Raw genomic sequence first — 18,759 nt, forward strand, 5'->3', positions numbered from 1 at the left:
ATAGAGCTCAGGTGGTCCAGATGGCGGCGACGATGGTGGGTGCTGCGGCGATGCCGGCGATTGCAACCACGACCCAGAGCGCCTGACGAAAGTCGAGGATGCCAAAGAGCCAGGAAAGGAACACCCCGATCAGTGCGAGCGTGCCAATCACGATCCCCAAGGGACCGGTGATCGCATCGACAATTCCTTGAAGCAGGGTCTGTACCGGCGAGAGGTCGATGCTCTGTGCAAGCGCTGGACCCGCCAGCACGATAAGGGCCATCGCGCCGAGCGCGACGATCGAAGGTCTCGATGTCATGAAAGATCTCCTCTGAGCCGCTCAAACACGGCAGTCACACGGGCCACATGCCCTTGGGTTTCTCGAAAAGGGGGGATGCCGCCGTGGCGTGTGACCGCCTCAGGGCCAGCGTTGTACGCCGCAAGGGCCAGAGAGCCCTCGCCGAACTGCTCGAGCATCATCAGCAAGTAGCGGGCTGATCCGTCGAGGTTCTGCGCAATGTCATGTGGGTCCACGCCGAGGTCGCGGGCGGTATCCGGCATAAGCTGGCCAAGGCCTATGGCACCGACAGGGCTACGTGCAGCCGGATTGTATGCGCTCTCGACTTCGATATTGGCCCGGTAAAGGAGCGCCCAATCAGTGACTGAAAGCCCTGCGCGACGCAGCGCACCATGCCCGGAATACCGCAGAGCCGTGGTCTCGATCGCATGGAGGATTTCTGGGGTGGCGCGGGCGGCGGATCGAGCCGGGATCGCTGTCTCGCTCGTTGCGTCAGGAACGCGAGGTTCTGCGAAGAGAAAAAGGCGCCCGTTTGCCTCTTGAGAAGTGGAAATCAATTGGCCGTCTGGGCCAACCGAAAAGATGAAACCGTCGGCCAGGGCCGTTGGCGCGGAACAAACGCCTGTACCCAAAGCAACGACGAGCGCAGTCGCGCGGTCAGCTGCCTTTGACCGGAGGCGCGGCGTGGCGCTCGCGGCCACCTTCTTCAAGTGGGATGCTAGCGGTCGTACAGCCCATGTCGGCCAGGAAACTGACAAGGCCAACGATGGTTTTGAAGTCGCGGAGCTTGAGGACGCTTCGGCTGGTGACGAGCATCTTATCGTCACGCCCATCAGTGGCGACGGCGCGGATGACCCACGAGCCGTACCAGCTGTTATGGCGCTTCTCTGCTCTCTCCTTGCAGACCACCTCAATGAAGTAGCCCTCGGCGAGCAAGCCGCGCAGTCCGTCTTCTGTAACCACATTCGGGGCTTCTTCTATCATGGCCTTCCCTTGGGTCCTTGTTCTGCCTGGGTGCAGTATCAGGCCCACGGGGTCGCAACACCGTGAGCGATACAAAACAACATTAATGATAGCAAGACAATAATAACGTGTTGACGAAGTTCGCCTTGCTCCGATAACGGTGATAGCCGACAGAATGATAATCTTAAAGGCGGCAAAGGAGTTTTGCCCTGCGCTTGTTTATTGCGCGCAACGCACCGTTGCTGTTCGCGTTCCTGCTTGGAAGCATGCCGATAGCCGCGGCAGCAGATTGCGTACCTCCCGAACGACCGTTCTTGCCTCAGTCGCAAGAAGACATGCGTGCCTACGCCGATCTGATCAGAAGTGATTTCGAGACCTACATTGCCGATGTGCAGGACTACTTCCGTTGTCTCGACGCCGAGCGCGCTCGCGCCTTTGTTGAGGCGAGGGAGGTCAGTGATGACTACGCCAGGTTCCTGAATGCTCTCGAGTAAGCGACTACGGGTTTGTGCCGCCAGTAGAAATCAACCGTTAGACCAACGCTCCGTCAGTCTCCAACGCAATGATGTTTTTCAAGCGGGCGATCATGTCGTCACCAACTGCGACATCCACGCTCGCCGTCTCGATGATCGTCTCCTGACCTGATATCCGAAACTGGGCCTGAAGACCTTCCGATCCTGAAAGATCTTGGTGATGCGGATAGAGCAGCGTCAGTCGCGGGGCTTTGTACAGGTGCGCATAGGCCATCATCTGATAGACGTCGCCTTGGGACACTCCTTGTTTTCGATCATCAATACGGGAGGAAATCCGCTTCCACTTCGTGTCGATCACATGGACAACCTGCCCCGCACGCCAGATCAGGATATCGGGTTTCGTCTGGAACACAGCGCGGTCATCATCGAGCGATGTCAGGCAGAATAGTCTCCCGCCTTGTAGAGAGACCCGATACTCCGTGCGTGCCAAAGCGCGTGTGATCAGTCGGCCGACATATTCCTCAAAAAGTGCGTTCATCTCAAAGAGGAGTGCAGTCCCCCGCCCCACCCCGGCACTCGTCGTTTGGTACCGATTACGCAGAAAAAGTTGCGCCATCCCGAACAATTCCTGCCACGCCCGGTTTGTCCGGTCGATGATGACCTCATTCCATTTCAGCGCAGGAACAGCGACTTCGGATATATCGGCGTAGACGAAAGCCAGTTCGCGCAAACGCTGTTGATTGGCGGGACTGCGCGACATTCTGGAGAGATGTGCGACCGTTGCTTTCATGATGCGGTTCAGAGCGATGTCTTCTGACAGCTCATCAAATTTGCAAGCGAGCCGTGAGGGGTTCGCTGCGTGACGAGTAAATTGACGAGGCAGATTGAGCGTCCCGCGCAACGCTGCAAGGTCATCCTCTTGGACAATATATCGCCGCGGCATGCCGCGACGAACGGCATCGGTCAGCTTGCTGCAGAAAATGCGGATGAGAATTTCCAGAAGCGTTTCGCGCTGCCAGTCAAGCTCTGTGATCTGGCCTGTCTCGATTTTTAGGTCCAGTGCGACTGCAAGCATGTGAACAAGACGCTTGCGAATGGCAGCATTCTTTCTTGCTTCGCCTCCTTGCCCTTCGACATCGATCTTGGGAAGAATTTCAAGGCTGCAGCCATCGGTTGCCAGGACCCCGACAACGCCACGCGCCCGCAGTTCATGGCGCCGATCCTCAAGCACTCCGCCTCCACCCCTTCCTGCAAAGGTCGATGCTCTGGCGAGCGTCGCGAGACGCTCGGCAAAATGATCGGGAATGCAGCCGTCCCCTTCGCCGTGGGGCAACGTTTCCCATTCGCGCAGGGTGAAGGCCGGCATCAGGCCGCAAACTCCGAGAAGTCGAATTTGTCTTTGACCGTCCACCGCAGTTTTTCGCTAGAAAAGTCGTCTTCAGTCATGCCTCCGGGTACCGCAATTTGTTTGGCATCGAGGAAGCGGGCGGGACCGTGAGTAGAGTCGCCAAGAACAGCTGCGACCTTGGACCAGTCCTCATAGAAATACTCAGCCAGAAGCGGGATCACCTTGTCTCGCATGACGCTCTCAATATCCGCCCGCGTCTGGCAGCCTGTGAAGTACGCGTGCCCGATTTGATGCTCCCGGTCGAACAGATACTCGATTCGCTCGTTGATCGTAGACAGCAGTTTTTGCAGATCGACCCCATCAACGTTGTCCGACAAAACCGAAGGGTCGGGCATCAGTTCCTTGAAAGAAAACCGGCGGCGTAGTGCTGTGTCCAACAGCGCGATGGAGCGATCGGCCGTGTTCATCGTACCGATGACATGGAGGTTCTGAGGCACGCCAAAGGACTTCTTGGAATAGGGAAGCGTGAGGCGGATCTCGTTGTCCGTCCCGAGCCGCTTGTCGGGCTCGAGAAGCGTGATCAACTCGCCGAAGACCTTCGAGATGTTTGCCCGGTTGATCTCGTCGATTATGAGGACATGCGGTCTTGCCTCCCGATGGATCGGTTCGCCGCCGCTATTCATGTAGCTTTCGATGGCAACAGTATCGAGGCGGGCCCGATCAAGGGCATAGATCGACTTCATGGTGAAATTGCTATCGTAGATCTCGGAGGCAGGAACCCCATCTCTGTCGACCCAGAGCCATCGCACGGACCGCCTGTGGCAGTATTTCCGGTTGTCCCGCTGCCGGTATTGGTACTCCCCCGTGATTTCGCCGATGGCCCGGAACAGTCGGTTGCCCTTGGTGACAACGATGATGTCTCCCACGTCCAACTGATTGCGGAAAACGTCCACCTGGCTCACTTGGCCCGACTGGAGAGTAACCTCGCCTTCGCGCTCGCCATGGGTACGACAAGCCTCCAGTATCTCCTCGACATCGGAAAACCTGTCGTCGGAGAAGTCGATGTCCTCCCAGCCGAGGAGCGTGTGCCCCTCGGAGATGGCTTCCTCGAACAGGTAGTCCTCCGCGGCCACGTTGGCGCGCGCGATCGACATCTTGAAGACCTGCCGCCCGTCGAGGGAAACGACGTTCTCTCGCGGTACTGTCGGCACGCCCTTCTCCGCACGCTCCGAGATGCGCCTGAATATGCCGGGTGCGGGCTCCAGCCGGAACCCGGTACCCGCCGAGCTGTCCTCGGACTGATCCGTAGTCGGTCGCAGTCCCTCGATGAACTCCTCGTAGGACATAGACTGGTGGAAAGTCACGAATTCGATGCGCCCCTCGCTCACAAGGCTGCGGTACGTGCTCATGAGCTCTGCTCGGCCATCTTGTCCATTTAGTGCAGCAGTAGCCTCGTCACCCAAGCACAGCCGGACGGCCTCCCATGCCGTCTGATACGTCTTGCCCGTGCCCGGCGGGCCATAGAGGATCAAGTTTACGGCGGATGGCGAGGGCGCTTTTTTTGTGTCGGTCACGGTGTCCGCCTCCGGTTGGGAATTTAGCGTATAGGTGAAAACGGTCGAACTGCTTGGATTTGGTTCGGTGCTCGTGGGCGGTGGTACTTGCGCAAGTTTCTGGAATTTTTCACCACCAAGTGCCTGGCAGATGTTCGGGAACGCGTCTTTCAACCCGATTCCCGCAGAAAGGTCTCCTGCGCGGATGGAGACCTCCCTGGCCGACTTTTCCCGGGCAGGTTCGATGAAATAGTTCAGGGCGCAGAGCCTGATCCGGTCGGCACCTTCCATTAGGTGTTCGTACCGCTCAGGGCGCTCGGTGGGCTGATCGTTTTGGTCGACGATGATGTAACCGGCGTTGTGAAGACGCGCAGCAGCATCCGCCTTCTGTCCCCAGCCACCGTTTAGTTCTGTCTTGCCCAGAATGAAGCCAATTAGCGGTTTGGTCGGATAAACGCGGTTTCCGCGCTCACGCGATGACCGGACCCAATAGTCGCGTGGCTCACCGAAGGCACCAAAGATATCGCTATGAGCTCCGTTCGCACGGTAGCTGTCGTATGCGTCCATCGCGGCTTCAATCTGGGCTCGATCGAGTGCGTGGCCTTTTGCGCCTTCCTCCATCGCATAGTTATGGACGACCCAAAGCGCACTTTGAACGTCGATCATATCTCGAGGTGCGAGGCCGCGCTCTTCGAATGCGTGACGTACTGCCTTCATAAAGCGCATCTCATCCGCGTAGGTCTCGGCAAGCGTTGAATGCTTCGGGAATGGTGTTCCTACTGCTTCGCGCCATAGATCCTGCCTAACCGTATGCCGGATGTAGACTGCCTGATCTGGCCATAGATGAAAGAAAATGAACTCACCGATCTGCCTCGCCGCGTCTTCCGTGCCTTTCGGCACGGCCTCTTTCCAAATGCCTGCGAAGATGTCGAGCGCCGCCGCATGTTCTTCCGGTGATCTAAGTGCAGCACGTACAAGCGACGCAACGGCGGGATCGAGAAGCCCGTGATCAGCGTTGCTCTTTGGACTTAGAGGTTCGCTCGTGCGCCAATCCAAAAGGTTGTTAGAGTCAGTCGCGGCGGTGAAAACGGCTTCTGTAATCGAGCTGTCATCGCCTGCGCTTTCCAGGGCCGGGCGCAGCTTGTTGATCGTTGCCAGTTTGTAGTTTCGTTCTGCTTCATCAAAATCTGGATCCGGGCGATCGAAGCGATCGAGGCTTGGAAAGAAGTGTTGCAGACGCTCTATCCAGCGCTTCACGGCAGTCGGGTCGAGCTGAAAGTCTCCCGCAAAGCCAAGAGCGGTCAGAGCTGCGCGCGCCCTATCGGGATCGAGGTCACCAAGCTTCCAAGCGTCTATGTCTTGAAAACCTTTCGACTTGAGCCCGCTGTGGCGACCTTCACTGTCGCTTCCGGACGGCGGCTTCCTGCTGGGTTCCAGGCCGGCATCGCGCAGCGCAGGCACATGACTCTCGTGAAACCAGAGGTTTGGGCGATCGTTCGTATACTCGAGACAGAGCGGCCGACCCTGCGGATCGATCAGTGGGCCAAGATAGAGGCTTGCATCGTAATCCGGGTTTGGCCGCAGTTTCGAGTTCCGAATGACTTCAAACACTGCACGGCGATTAGCCGAGGGCTTTCGCTTTGTTTCAAGTTCGGAGATGCGGTTTGTGAAACTGCTCCAGTCCATTTTCCCTATCTCGTTGATTCTGGTTGATAGCTTTTCAGCGCGCATAGCGTGTTGATCAGCTGCATTTGTTCCACGGTATCGCACTTGGCCTCGCGCAAGCGCGGTGAGCCGAAGACCAAGGCCAGGCCCTTGGCACGCGACACCGCCACATTGATACGGTTGAGCGAAAACAGAAACTCCATGCCTCGTGATGTCTCTTCGGCAGAAGATGCCGTCATTGAGACAAGGCATACAGGTGCTTCCTGCCCCTGAAACTTGTCGACCGTCCCGACCCGAATGTCATCGGGAAGTGCATCTTGGAGGGCATTCACCTGAGCGTTGTAGGGGGCCACAACGATGATGTCAGACCGGCGCATGGGTCGCTCAGTGCCGTCTTTTTCAGTCCAGGTGCCCGTCAGAAGGTCGTCAATCGTGTCCTGAATTGCGGCAACCTCTTCGGAAGCGATCTGCGCATTGCCTTCATGGTTCACGGGCACCCAAAAGGCACCCGCAGCTGGGAAACTGGTTCCCGATACGCCTTGGCGGACCGTATCTGCGTGACTGATCAAACGACCTTCGTAGACCTGATCGGAGATGAAACGGCAGACGTCGGGATGCATCCGGCGCGTGACGGGAAGGAAAATCCCTCTGTCAGGCGGAATTGTTGCGTGATCGCCCAGCATCCAGTTCAGGCAGGAAAGATTTGCGGGTTCAGGGTGTGCCCCTTGGATCACTTGCGGAAGCTGTCTCGGATCGCCAACCAGCACGATGCTTTTTGCAGAGCGCCCCATGGCAGCCATGTTGGCCAAGCCAACCTGCCCCGCCTCATCAACGAACAGCCAGTCGTATGCCTGCACATTCTCTTCCCGCGCAAAAAAGAAAGCAGTTCCGCCCACGACATGACCGCCACTTGCGGCTTCGGCGTTATCTGTAGTGCGTTGAATTGGACAATCGTCTGGGTAGCCATCGTCGGATCCGGAAACCTTGTGAATCAGATCCAGCGTGATCGGCAGATCTTCGTCTTCAAGCGCACCTAGGCACCCCATCAATACGTTGCGGATGGCCTCGTGGCTGTTCGATGTGACACCTACGCGCGCGCCTTTTCGGACAAGAGACAGGATCGCGCGGGCAGTGACGAACGTTTTGCCCGTGCCCGGGGGGCCCTGAATAGGCAAAACCGTTTGATCCATCGCGCCGACGGCATCAATCGTGCCTATGACTGGGTCCTCAACCGGCGACAGCGCCCCAGTAGTCAGCCGCGGCGCCGCTCTGCATAGAAGATCATCTACGGCCCGGTAGGACTTGACCGTGCATTGATCGGCGATGACGTCCTGCAGAGCCGCTGCGATGACCTTGGTATCAAGCGGCCAATCGGGGTGGAGAGAGAGGCGATCCTCCAAAAGGTGGCCTTTTCCCGGTCCGACCTTGACCGTAATCTCGCGTCTTCTCCGGTCCATCTCCTCGATATTGACAGAGACCGGGGCGCCATCGAAAACAGGAACGGTGGCTTTCTTTCCTGGCCGCAGTTTTGTCTCTTGCACTGGAAAGCGGTAGCGGCGTGCAAACGAACGCTTTGCCGGCTCGACAGCGGAAATCGCTTCCAGCCCAGCTAGGGCGTCCAAATCGTCGATGAGGTCATCTTCGTCTTTCGCGGCGCTGTCAAAAACGGCCCATTGCGCAGGTTTGACCTCGCGCCTGTGAAAAAGACCCAGATTGAACAGTAGATCCTGCCGCTTTTCCGGCAAAGCAGAAGCGGCAATCCGCTCGCGGAGCGCCCTTGTCTCTGCGTCTTCCTCAGCTTCTTTTGGAGCCGCGTCTTGGCCAATCGATGGCCACGGTCCTGCCGGGCGGATGCCAACCAGCCAGTCTCGCAACTCTTCGGTCGAGATGCAGTCAATACGGTTGTAGTCCTCGATTTCATCAAGGATGTGTTGATCGCCGATCTCGCGCCATCTTTCGTATGCTACGACCGAACCACCCGCTGTTTTGACCTCTCCGTCGCGCTTTCGGTCGTAAAAAGCTTCCATCGATTTGATCGAATAGTTTGGCTCCGAACCAATCAGTCCTCCACGCACGACGGCGAACAGATCGACAAAACGGCGCTCGCGTAGAAGCCGATCGAGAAAGGCTTCGCCGATTCCATATTTGGTCGTCAGCCGCTTGAGAGCCGTGATTTCATAAGGGGCATAGTGATAGATGCGCGCTTTAGGATGCTCTTCCAGTCTTGCGCGGAAGAATGCCAGTAAATCGCTCAAAGCTTGGGCCTCGGCCCTGTGATCATGCGCCCAGAACGCTAGAAATTGCCCGTCAAACCAGAGCCCATGCAGGTATTCCAGTCCGCCTTCGAAGTGTGGATCTCCTTCGATGTCATAGAAGACGTCGCCAGGCTGTGGTTCTGGCAGCAGGTCAAAGCCTTTGCCAGGTTCAGGCGCCCTCAATTCGAACGTTGGTCCGCCAGTCTTCCGGTCATGCTGCAGACGCGCTTGCGTGACCAGTCGCAACCGAGTGTTCTCGGACATGCCGCGTACTGGTTGGGCGAGCGCCGCCAGCTCCGCCATGCTCTTGATACCAGCTGCTTCAAGCTTCTTGACCTGGCCCTTCGTGACATTCGCCACATTGAAGAGGCTGTCCTCCTTCGCCCATACATCGGCACAGTGATCTGCCCAACGACACAGTCCGCAGTCGGCGCAAGGCACAGGCCGCGTGGTGGCCGGTTCCGCCACGAAAGCCTCAAGCCGCGCACGGGCTGCTCGAGCGTAATGTGCGTAATCTGCCAGCCGCAGCGTTGCACGCTCGCCTGTCCCGAGTTCAACATGCGCAAACACGGGAGGCACACCCTGAATTTCGGTCAGAAGGTCTGAGTAGAGCACGAGCTGCAGAACATGCTTGGGATGCGGTCGGCGTTTCAGTTTGGTGTCGGCCACTTCGTAACTGAATGGTCCAAGCGCCGAGGGCGTATCCACCCGCAAAAGAAAATCCGACCATCCACCCCAGTTCCCAGACAGAAATGCACCTTGGAAGACGACCTCGGCACCGCTTTGCAGTGCCGCGCGTGTCGTTTCGGAATCCTGGGCGATGTTTCCCCGTTCGATCTCCACGACTTTGTTGCCCGCGGCCTTCAGACGTTCGAGATGCGCCAGCTCGTGCGCATCTCCTTGCTTCTGCAGAAGTGCGGCGTCTTCTGTGTCTTCTCCCGGGGTGGGCCCTTCGCCTCTAAGGCGCAATAAGTCGAGCGCGGTCGCATGTGTACATCCCATGAACCGCATCAGGTCAGTCGCCGAAAAAAGGATCTTGTTGTCAATTTTCCGCATGGGTTCCAGCAATCATCAATGAGCGCAACCCTCGGAGCGGAAACGTCTCGTTAGCTTGCAGCTTCTTCAATAACATCGGTGGGTGTCAATATCTGTCGTGCTTGGCAAACATTTGATTCTTGACGCTTTACAGCCGACGACGCGCTGCGGACACTGCAATGCGGCGAAGCCATTCTGGCCCCGAACAATGCGAAGGCTTTTCGGCGCAATAAGGGAAGCGCGCTTGCCCTTTGCTCCCATCCAGAGTGAGAACCCTTTGGCGATTAAGTTTGCCGCATCATCCAGCGTATTGGCATAAACTGCGAATTCGGCATGGTGCTTGTTCTTTCCATGCGCCGGGTCCGCCAACTGATACCCTTTGCTGGTGATTGTCGGCTCTTCAATCACCCCGACACGAGAGCAAATCCGTTCAATTTTGATCACACGTCCACGCATCGTTTTTTCCCTCTCTGTGTTCTGCTGCGCCTGACGAGCCTCTCAACTCGCAACATGGTCACCCTTACCGGAATCGGCTCGACAGGACGCAATGACACAAATAGCCTGCAAGGGTGTCAAAAACTGACAGGTCCAGAGCAACCCATGTCCTTTTCCAAGGCCCAAGATCTCATTCGTCTTGCTCAGATGGCCGCCGTGCGCCGCAGCGGGGTCAGTCTCGAAGACATCTGTGACGAGTTTTCGGTTTCTCATCGCACTGCTCAGCGTATGACTGATGCGTTGGAGGCCACCTTCGGAAATGTCGTGGCTGAAGACGGTGAGGACCGGAAGCGACGCTGGTACTTACGCGACGCTGGACTCTCACGGCTACAACTTCGGCATGAAACTGGCGCCGAAGCACTGGAGATCGCTGCTCGTTCAGCCGAAGCAGAAGGCAGGCTGCGGCATGCAAAAGCCTTGGCGGACCTTCGAGATGGTATGTTGGCAAGAGTGCCGGCTAGAGCTCGCATCGAAGCGGATGCAGAGGCTGTCCTGATGGCCATGGGCCAAGTCACACGACCCGGCCCCCGTGTCGGTGTTGCTCCCGACATTGTTGACGCAATTATCGAGGCGCTGCGCGGACCTTTTCGGTTACGCGTGCGCTACAGTCAGGACACGAAGAAACGCATCTTGGAGCCGCATGGGGTATTGCTGGGGCACAGGACATATCTTGCCGCGCGTGACCCAGCAAAGGCAGATGAGGTCCGAAACTTCCGCATTGATCTTATACACGAAGCAGAAACCTTGAATGAAAGCTTCAAGCTCCAGGACGGCTTCACCATTGCAGATTATGCAGCCCACGCCTTTGGGGTCTGGCAAGATCCGGCGCAATTCGGGGAAGTGGTCTGGCGCTTCAGGCCAGACGCAGCCGCTCGTGCATCCGGCTTCCAGTTTCATCCAAGACAGACATTGGAACACCAGCCAGATGGCAGTCTTATCGTCCGTTTCCATGCAGCGGGCTGGCTTGAGATGGTTTGGCACCTGTATCAATGGGGCGACAAGGTTGAAGTCATCGCCCCGGCGGAGTTGCGAGCCATGGTCGAGGGCTATCGCCGCTCCGATTTTGCCGCGATGCCGTGACCTGATTTTTCGAGGAGAATTTTTATGAACGACAGCTTGACGTTCCAAGCACTGAAGGAAAAACAGAGGGCCATTCGCTCGGGATTTCCCGAAACCATGGGCCTTCGTGTCCACCGTGCAATCAGTTGGATCGGTCGTGCCGAGGCCTGTGAAGAAGACGATGACGCGCGGTTCATATTTCTTTGGATCGCATTCAATGCAGCCTACGCCGACGAACGAGAATTCCAGTCTATTCCGCTAGGTGAACGCGCCACGTTCCTTGAGTTCTTTGGTCGGCTGACACAGCTGGATGCTGATCGGCGGATCTACAAGGCCGTTTGGCAGCGCTTCTCTGGTCCAGTTCGTCTTCTCCTGGAGAACCACTACGTCTTCAGCCCGTTCTGGCAACACCACAACGGAATCGAAGGCTTCGATGATTGGCAGGAGCGTTTCAATGCTTCGGCCCGAGCCTTCGGACAGGCGTTCCAGGCTGGAGACACAGCGAGAGTTTTGAGTTTTGTCTTTGACCGTCTGTATGTTCTGCGCAACCAGCTCGTGCACGGCGGTTCGACTTGGAACGGCGGCGTGAATCGCGCGCAAGTGCGCGATGGAGCGGCAATCCTTGCATTCCTGATGCCAGTTTTTGTTGACCTGATGATGGATAACCCGAGCGGAGACTGGGGGCGTCCTTTCTACCCCGTAGTCTCGTAGCTGCGCGCAGTTCCTACTGAGCTAACAGCAGAACCCCGCACGTGCATAGACCTTCTTCCGGCAAAGGTACCGCGAGCGGGGACCTTTCGCTTCGCCTCGCAATCAAATCTCCTTGCTATCATTAATGTTGTTTCGTATCGCTGCACCATTATAGATGGAGTCGGCATCATGAAGCACGTGATCCACAGCGTGGCAACAGCCACGGCACTAAGCATATCCGGGCTAATGGCCTCGTCAGGTCCGGCTCAGGCCTATCAGGTCGACTGTGCGATCCTCCTCTGCCTTGCGGGCGGCTGGCCTGCCTCCGCGCCCTGCGCGCATGCCAGAGCGGTCTTCATTCGGCGGATCACGCCATGGCCGATCGAGCCGCCCTTACAAATCTGGCGGTGTCCGATGGGTGTGTCGCTCAACGATCCCAGTCCGATGTCGCCTATGGAACGCCTCTATGACATCACGTTCCGCGATCCGCCCGAACCGCAGGAATCGACTCCGATCCCCCTTGTTCACGTCCAAGCAGATGAGCAAGCCGACATCGACATCTCAGGCGACGCCTTTGATTTCGTGCGCAGCATTCGCGTTTATCACATCCAGTACCGCCAGCATGAAAACCGAGATGGCGACTGCAATCGCAGCGACTCCACGCGGTTGGGGTCCTACGGCGTGCAGGGCGATTACCGATGGACAAGGTCCAACGTGGGCCAAGTGCCGACCGCATCCGGACTGAGCATCCCGAATGGATGCGGCAGCTACTTCTACCGTTCCGTCTTCGTCGACTGGCGCGATCACGCCGGGAACTATGGCTCTAAAGAGGTTCGCTACTGACAAAATCTGCGCGCGGTTTTACCGCGCGCGTCCTGACAACCCCGCACGGAAGGCTGTGCAAAACCCCCTAAAAGGAGACGACGCCAGACCGTGAAGCCTGACGCCGTGCTAGAAAACTCCGTGAACAAGAGTTTCCTAGCGCACCGCTAAAACACCTGCAACCAGCAAAGTTGTTTTGCTGGCAATAATGTTGTTGTCTCACGACATGGCGTCGGATCTCCAAGGAGACCTCGACCATGGAACCTACGACCGGCTTGATCCTGCGACGGATTACGCAGACAAATCTCTCTGTTGCAGCGCACAAGCTTGCCACCCTCATCCTCGACGCCATCGCCTGGAAGGATGGCTACAACGGTTTGTCGCGCGGAACGGCAGCCTTCACCCTCTCGGCCCTGGCGGAGAAGATGGGTGTCTCACGGCAGTATCTTGCGGTTCTTCTGAACGAACTTGAGGCTTCGGAGTTGCAGCTCGAGCGGGCGAAGCCGAATGGCAAGTTCGCGCCCTGGATCTTTCGGTTTTCCGCTTTCGACGAGGAGAGTGAAACCCATGATCTCGTGTCAGGTGAAGGCGACACATCACTATCTAGAGATAATAATAACAAAACTATCTTCGTAACCGCCCGATTTGAACCGCCTGCTCGTGTGTCCTGGAGATTGCTAAGAGACGTCCATAAAGACGTCTTTAATGACGTCTCCTACAGGGAGGGAGGCAGCTGTGCGGGGCGAAATTCTTGGCTTGGAGCGTCGGCGCCGCTGGAGTGACGACGAGAAGTTGGCGATTGTGCTTTCGGTCGGGGTGAACGGCGCGACCGTGTCGCAGGTCGCACAGCGCCACGAGATCAGGCGGCAGCAGATCTATGCCTGGCGATACGAGCTGAGGAGGAAGGGGCTTCTGACGCCAGACGACGCGACGCTATTCCTGCCCGTCGATATTACGTCGCCGCCGGAACCGCCGGAAGCGTGCGCCCCTGAAGCGAGCTTGGCGTTGATTGAGGTGGTTCTGCGCAATGGTCGCAGCTTGCGGGTCGATGCCCATGTGGATGCGGCGGTGCTGACCCGTTTGATCCAGGCGGTGGAGGCGGCATGATCGGCCCGGGCACCGGCATTCGCGTTTACCTGGCCTGCGGTCACACTGATATGCGCAAAGGTATCGCGGGGCTTTCAGCGATCGCGCAGGATGTCTTGAGGCAGCGGCCATCGAACGGTGCCGTGTTCGCGTTTCGAGGGCGCCGCGGCGACAGGGTGAAGCTTCTGTATTGGGATGGCCAGGGCTTTTGCCTGTATTACAAAGTCCTGGAGAAGGGTCGTTTCCCATGGCCTGCGGCGACGGATGGCAGCGTGCGTCTGACCGCCGCTCAATTGGCCATGCTCTGGGAGGGGATCGACTGGCGCAGGCCGGATTGGGGCGCGCCACCAGCCCGGACGGGCTGATTTATCTCTCTGGAATTGTTTGTTTTTATGGCGTCCGATCTGGGAGAATGGTATCCACCACCATGTCCGTAGAAGCCACGCCTCTCCCCAATGATCCCGCCGTTCTGAAGGCGATGATCGCCGCGTTGCAGGCGGAAAACCAAAAGATGTCCGCCAGTTTGCGGGCGCATGATCTGCTGGTTCAGGCGCTGCGCGTCCGGATTGCCAGATTGCAGAAGCAGAAATTCGGCTCCAGTTCGGAAAAGATCGAGCGGGAGATCGAGCAACTGGAACTGGCGCTGGAGGACCTGCAGGTTGCGCTCGCCGAGGCGGATGAACTGCCGCCGGAGGGCGATGATGAGCCGGAGACGGACAACCAGACCCCGGAACCAGCCGAACCGCGGGAGTCGAGGCGCCGCCGTCCGAAGGTGTCGCAGGACACGCCGCGCGAACGCCGCGAGCTTGACCCCGGCGACAGTTGCCCGGATTGCGGGGGCGATCTGCGTGTGGTCGGGGAGGATGTCAGCGAGCTGATCGACATGATTGCAGCCCAGCTGAAGGTCATCGAGATCGCGCGTATCAAGAAATCCTGCCGGCGCTGCGAGCGTATGGTTCAAAGCCCGGCACCCAGCCGTCCGATCCCACGGAGCATGGCGGGCCCGAACCTTCTGGCTTATGTGCTGACCTCGAAGTTCGACGACCACGTGCCGTTGTATCGTCAGAACGAGATCTTCGCCCGCATGGGGGCAGACATCCCTGACACGACCCTGGTCGACTGGTGCGGCGGGGCAATGAAGACGCTGGCGCCGCTGATCGAGAAGATCGAGGCCGAGATCATGGCCAGCAATCTTCTGCACGCAGATGACACGCCCATCCGGGTTCTCGATCGCGGCCGCCGCGACAAGGGGCTCGGAAAGGGCGTCAAGAAAGGCCGGATCTGGGCCTATGTCCGGGATCAGCGCCCATGGGCGGGCACGGCCCCGCCGGGTGCGGTCTATCACTTTGCCCCGGACTGGAAGGAAGAGCATGTCCTCGCCCATCTTAGCGAGACCAGCGGCATTCTCCAGGCTGATGGCTACAAGGGGTATGCCAAGCTCTATGCCGCGGACCTGGACGGCAAGAGCCAGTTCCGGGAGGCCGCGTGCTGGGCGCATCTTCGCCGCGACTTTCACGATGTCTGGACCGCGACGAAATCCGCAATCGCGCGCGAGGCGCTCGACCGTATCGGCAAGCTCTACGACATCGAACGGGAAATCAGCGGCAAGCCTGCCGAACTGCGGCTGGCCGTGCGCCAAAAGGAAAGCAAGCCCAAGGTTGATGCGTTCCGGGACTGGGCCGAAAGGCAGCTCACCCGTATTCCCGGTAAGAGTGATCTGGCCAAGGCGTTCCGCTACGGGCTGAGCCGCTGGGCTTCATTCACGCTGTTTCTGGAGGACGGGCGCGTGGCCATCGACAACAATCCCGCCGAGCGCGCGCTGCGGCCCATTGGCGTTGGCAGGCGGAACTGGCTATTCGCGGGTTCGGATACCGGCGGTGAAACGCTCGCCCGCGCCATGACCGTCATCGAGACGGCAAAGATGAACGGCCTCGATCCGCAGGCCTACCTCGCAGATGTCTTGGACCGTATCCACGATCACATGGTCAACCGGCTGGCCGAATTACTCCCTTGGAACTGGAAGCCGGCAGATCAGAAACGCAGCGAGGCTGCGTGATGGCAGCGACGACCTACGTCTGCTCCATCGCCCATGTCGCCAGCCTGCTGGGCGAGGATCCTGGACTTCTCGAGGCCATCGTCAGCAACGACGACAACCTCTCCTACGGCAACATCGTCAGCGTCCACATCGGACGGGACGACTACATTACGGCGCTGACCGACGAGGGCATCGACGAATTGCGCGACATGCTGGCATCAGCACGAGTGTCCGTTGAGGCATGGCACAGCTTCCTCGAAGACTTCGTCGCTGAGCCCGACATCATCGCCCGCGTCAACAATCAACCGCTGCGGTAAAAATCGGGCGCTTACCTATCTTCTCAGGGCTGATCGATATCACCGCGAGTTCGAACGTTTTTCAGACCAGTTGGGCAGAGCTCATCAAAGCAGCGAAGGCCACGTTGCCCTGCTGGAACATCGACACCCAGGTCATCTGGGATCGCTTCCTCGCCTTCAACCGGTCCCGAGGCAACGGCAGGGTGCCGGCCGGCTTCCTGTGAGCTACTCCCCGATCGTTGGACAGGATCTGGCGTAATTTAAGCTACTTTCTGCCGCTGCTGACCAGGTTGGGTTTCGTCTTTTCTCAGCCAATAGACCACGGCAGGAGGCTTGCCGCCAAGGGCGGAATGTGGGCGTTTTCGATTATAGAACTCGATCCATCTGCCGACGCCTGCCTTCGCCTCTGATCCAGTCTCCCAAGCGTGCAGGTAGACGCACTCGTATTTCAGACTCCGCCAGAGCCGCTCGACGAAGATGTTATCGAGGAACCGGCCTTTGCCATCCATCGAGATGCGCACACCGGATCGCCGCAGCCTGTCCGTCCAGGCGAAGGACGTGAACTGGCTGCCCTGATCTGTATTCATGATCTCGGGCGGACCGAACTTGTGGATGGCCTCGTTCAGCGCCTCGACACAGAAGTCCGCTTCCAGCGTGTTCGAGATGCGCCAGGCCAGCACCTTGCGGGTGTGCCAGTCAATGATCGCCACCAGATACAGGAACCCCTTGCGCATTGGCAGATAGGTGATGTCTGCCGCCCAGACCTGGTTCGGGCGCCCCACCCGCAGACCACGCAGCAGATAGGGGTAGGTCTTGTGTCCCTTCGCTGCCTTGCTGGTGTTGGGCTTCTGGTAGATCGACATGAGCCCCATCACCCTCATCAGCCGCCTGATCCGCTTTTCGTTCACCAAATGACCCTCATTGCGCAGATGCCAAGTCATCTGCCGCACACCGAAGAACGGCGTTTCCAGGAACTGTTCGTCGATCCGACGCATCAGCATCAGGTTCAGAGCCGTCTCGCCTTTGGGTTGATAATAGAACGACGACCGCGAGATCGACAGCAGCTTGCACTGCTTGCCAATGGGCAGATTGGCATTGGCAGGCTCGATCATTTTCCGCCTCACTTGCCGATCCACGGTTTGAGCTTTCGTGACAAAAAATCGTTGGCAACGGCCAGCTCCCCAATCTTAGCGTGCAGCTCTTTGACCTGCTCTTCGTCAATCTCCGGGGTTTTCTTGCCGCCACGCTCGAACACGCCGGACGCGCCCTCCAGGAGCGCCCGCTTCCAGCTGTGGATCATCGTCGGATGAACGCCAAATTGGCTTGCCAGCTCTGCAACAGTCCGCTCGCCCTTCAAAGCCTCAAGCGCGACCTTGGCCTTGAACTCAGGCGAATGGTTCTTCCGTTTCGACATCTCTGATCTCCTCTGCGTCGAAGATCAACAGACAGCAATTCGTAGCTTACGTCAGTGTCCGAAATTCAGGGGGTAGCTCACAAGCCGCCCGCGAGACCAATAACGGATCCCAAAGAGCGCGAATTGCTGAGACAGATGCAAGCCGCACCAACTGCGAACCGCCAGTTCCACGCGTCCGACTTGTGTCGCTTGATCGGACACGCTGCCTACGAAGCGCGGGTACTCGATGTGATCCGCAAGTTTGGGTGCCAGAGGTTTTCAGCAACCTTGGCGGTGCACGGACGAGCGGTGCTGGCAGGCGAGATTCAGCGGTGACCTGAATGAGATTGGGGCTGCGACTTCAAAACAGACAGAGATCTGAAGAGATTAGACGGGTTCTCGGATAGCACTCCCGCATGCCGCTTCAAATCGGAAACGTCACGCAACCATGGCAATACACAACGCTGGTTGCAGCACCAGGCCGCGACCGCCGAAACTCAAACAGAAACCGAACCAGCGCCTCCGCTACAAGACAGCCCGAGAAGTCCGAAAAATCCTGACGACGGACAGAGCCTGACGACCGAAATCGGTGGACCGTACTTTACACGATCGAAGCCATCTGTCCAAATTTGACGTATGGCCGTGACATCTCTGTTGAAACGACGGAGATGAACAATGACGCACGAACAACACCTCGCCCTTGATCTGATCGTCCGATTGGCCAACCGTTTCGGTCCCGCCAGCCGTATCGCAAAGGAACTGCCCGGCTGGCTGGAGTACCTGACCGAAGTCGAATGTCCCGAACGGCCCCGTAGCCGACCAAGCTCGCAATGGTGGAACAAGATCAGGACCATCGCGCACGACCTTGCGCCGAGCGCCGGGGGCGGTGAGGGCGAGATCGTTCAGCGCAATGCAACCCGTCTTGGCGAGCATTTCGGGCTATCCCCTGCCGAAACATCCATGCTGACCTTCGTCGCGTTCTACAAGTTGTTCGATGGCTTCGAGCATGTCATCGATGGCGCGCTGGAAACCAGAGAAGTCACGGTGCCGCTGCTGTTGTCGTGGTTCTGCGCGGCGCCCGAGCCTGAAATCCGCACAGCCATGCGGGCATCCGGTCGCCTCACTTGCTCGGGATTGGTGCAGCGCAACAGCGGCGGGCGTCACCGCCGGATGCCGTTCGATCTGTCTGATCGCCTGACCCTCGCGCTACTTGCCGAAGTGGATAGCATTTCCGACCTGATCGCCCTGATGTTCCCGCGTCCGGCTGCGCCGCAGGCTCAATGGCAAGACTTCGAAGGTCTAAGCTAAGATGCG

At 58.3% G+C, this 18,759-nt stretch carries 17 protein-coding genes and 3 pseudogenes; 12 read left to right on the forward strand and 8 right to left on the reverse strand.

The window, feature by feature from the left end; genetic code table 11:
• Positions 1-7: 7 nt before the first annotated feature.
• The 3 genes from OKQ63_RS25165 to OKQ63_RS25175 are packed head-to-tail and all read right to left on the reverse strand — an operon-like array spanning position 8 to position 1,261.
• The gene (locus OKQ63_RS25165; RefSeq protein ID WP_054540759.1) at positions 8-298 is read right to left on the reverse strand and encodes a TrbC/VirB2 family protein; all 291 of its coding nucleotides are present in this window, start codon (positions 296-298) and stop codon (positions 8-10) included.
• Positions 295-978 carry a lytic transglycosylase domain-containing protein gene (locus tag OKQ63_RS25170; protein WP_264214694.1) on the reverse strand — a complete coding sequence of 228 codons (684 nt, stop codon included), beginning with the start codon at positions 976-978 and terminating at the stop codon, positions 295-297. Before OKQ63_RS25170 ends, OKQ63_RS25165 begins: the two co-directional genes overlap by 4 nt.
• On the reverse strand, positions 935-1,261 hold the full coding sequence (locus tag OKQ63_RS25175; protein ID WP_264214643.1) for a hypothetical protein: 327 nt from the start codon (positions 1,259-1,261) through the stop codon (positions 935-937). The genes OKQ63_RS25170 and OKQ63_RS25175 overlap by 44 nt, the downstream gene beginning before the upstream one ends.
• 194 nt (positions 1,262-1,455) lie before the next feature.
• Between OKQ63_RS25175 and OKQ63_RS25180 the strand changes: the two genes are divergently transcribed.
• Positions 1,456-1,734 (forward strand): hypothetical protein, encoded by a 279-nt coding sequence (locus OKQ63_RS25180; protein WP_425427248.1) that lies wholly within the window; start codon positions 1,456-1,458, stop codon positions 1,732-1,734.
• 37 nt (positions 1,735-1,771) lie between these two features.
• Here the strand turns inward: OKQ63_RS25180 and OKQ63_RS25185 are convergent, their stop codons facing one another.
• From OKQ63_RS25185 to OKQ63_RS25200, 4 genes are all read right to left on the reverse strand, one after another.
• Positions 1,772-3,079 carry an McrC family protein gene (locus tag OKQ63_RS25185; RefSeq protein WP_264214644.1) on the reverse strand — a complete coding sequence of 436 codons (1,308 nt, stop codon included), beginning with the start codon at positions 3,077-3,079 and terminating at the stop codon, positions 1,772-1,774.
• On the reverse strand, positions 3,079-6,345 hold the full coding sequence (locus tag OKQ63_RS25190; RefSeq protein ID WP_264214645.1) for a DUF8426 domain-containing protein: 3,267 nt from the start codon (positions 6,343-6,345) through the stop codon (positions 3,079-3,081). The genes OKQ63_RS25185 and OKQ63_RS25190 overlap by 1 nt, the downstream gene beginning before the upstream one ends.
• Complete coding sequence (locus tag OKQ63_RS25195; protein WP_264214646.1) at positions 6,306-9,590, reverse strand: TM0106 family RecB-like putative nuclease; 3,285 nt, start codon at positions 9,588-9,590, stop codon at positions 6,306-6,308. The genes OKQ63_RS25190 and OKQ63_RS25195 overlap by 40 nt, the downstream gene beginning before the upstream one ends.
• Positions 9,591-9,656: 66 nt before the next feature.
• The gene (locus tag OKQ63_RS25200; protein WP_264214647.1) at positions 9,657-10,025 is read right to left on the reverse strand and encodes a hypothetical protein; all 369 of its coding nucleotides are present in this window, start codon (positions 10,023-10,025) and stop codon (positions 9,657-9,659) included.
• Positions 10,026-10,169: 144 nt separating this feature from the next.
• Here OKQ63_RS25200 and OKQ63_RS25205 point away from each other — a divergent pair, with 144 nt between their 5' ends.
• The 9 genes and pseudogenes from OKQ63_RS25205 to OKQ63_RS26290 form a co-directional block, all read left to right on the forward strand.
• On the forward strand, positions 10,170-11,144 hold the full coding sequence (locus tag OKQ63_RS25205; protein WP_264214648.1) for a helix-turn-helix transcriptional regulator: 975 nt from the start codon (positions 10,170-10,172) through the stop codon (positions 11,142-11,144).
• 24 nt (positions 11,145-11,168) lie between these two features.
• Entirely contained in the window at positions 11,169-11,834 is a 666-nt protein-coding gene (locus OKQ63_RS25210; protein ID WP_065267398.1) for a HEPN domain-containing protein, read from the forward strand.
• Positions 11,835-12,002: 168 nt separating this feature from the next.
• A complete protein-coding gene (locus tag OKQ63_RS25215) occupies positions 12,003-12,656 on the forward strand; it encodes a hypothetical protein (RefSeq protein WP_264214649.1) in 654 nt (217 codons plus the stop codon).
• A gap of 236 nt (positions 12,657-12,892) precedes the next feature.
• Positions 12,893-13,267 (forward strand): annotated as a pseudogene (locus OKQ63_RS25220) (hypothetical protein); the annotation flags it as partial.
• A gap of 169 nt (positions 13,268-13,436) precedes the next feature.
• A complete protein-coding gene (gene tnpA, locus OKQ63_RS25225) occupies positions 13,437-13,742 on the forward strand; it encodes an IS66-like element accessory protein TnpA (RefSeq protein ID WP_264213929.1) in 306 nt (101 codons plus the stop codon).
• On the forward strand, positions 13,739-14,086 hold the full coding sequence (tnpB, locus tag OKQ63_RS25230; RefSeq protein WP_141889229.1) for an IS66 family insertion sequence element accessory protein TnpB: 348 nt from the start codon (positions 13,739-13,741) through the stop codon (positions 14,084-14,086). The genes tnpA and tnpB overlap by 4 nt, the downstream gene beginning before the upstream one ends.
• A gap of 62 nt (positions 14,087-14,148) precedes the next feature.
• Positions 14,149-15,777 (forward strand): IS66 family transposase, encoded by a 1,629-nt coding sequence (gene tnpC / locus OKQ63_RS25235; protein WP_264213928.1) that lies wholly within the window; start codon positions 14,149-14,151, stop codon positions 15,775-15,777.
• The gene (locus tag OKQ63_RS25240) at positions 15,777-16,073 is read left to right on the forward strand and encodes a hypothetical protein (protein WP_264210717.1); all 297 of its coding nucleotides are present in this window, start codon (positions 15,777-15,779) and stop codon (positions 16,071-16,073) included. Before tnpC ends, OKQ63_RS25240 begins: the two co-directional genes overlap by 1 nt.
• 17 nt (positions 16,074-16,090) lie before the next feature.
• Positions 16,091-16,273: pseudogene (locus tag OKQ63_RS26290) on the forward strand (hypothetical protein); the annotation flags it as partial.
• Between the two features lie 39 nt (positions 16,274-16,312).
• Here OKQ63_RS26290 and OKQ63_RS25245 read toward each other — a convergent pair.
• Positions 16,313-17,466, reverse strand: a protein-coding gene (locus OKQ63_RS25245) for an IS3 family transposase (RefSeq protein ID WP_434086029.1) whose coding sequence is annotated in 2 segments (ribosomal slippage) — positions 16,313-17,205 and positions 17,205-17,466 — 1,155 coding nt in all. Because the reading frame shifts where the segments join, the coding sequence is not laid out codon by codon here.
• 75 nt (positions 17,467-17,541) lie between these two features.
• On the opposite strand from OKQ63_RS25245, the pseudogene OKQ63_RS25250 reads away from it, so the two are divergent.
• Together OKQ63_RS25250 and OKQ63_RS25255 are read left to right on the forward strand one after the other, a co-directional pair.
• A pseudogene (locus OKQ63_RS25250) lies at positions 17,542-17,781 on the forward strand (hypothetical protein); the annotation flags it as partial.
• A 339-nt stretch (positions 17,782-18,120) separates the two neighbouring features.
• Positions 18,121-18,753, forward strand: a complete 633-nt coding sequence (locus tag OKQ63_RS25255) for a hypothetical protein (protein WP_264214651.1) — start codon at positions 18,121-18,123, stop codon at positions 18,751-18,753.
• The last annotated feature ends 6 nt before the right edge of the window (positions 18,754-18,759 follow it).

Origin of the sequence: Leisingera thetidis (genome assembly GCF_025857195.1) — a bacterium.
Lineage (GTDB): Bacteria > Pseudomonadota > Alphaproteobacteria > Rhodobacterales > Rhodobacteraceae > Leisingera > Leisingera thetidis.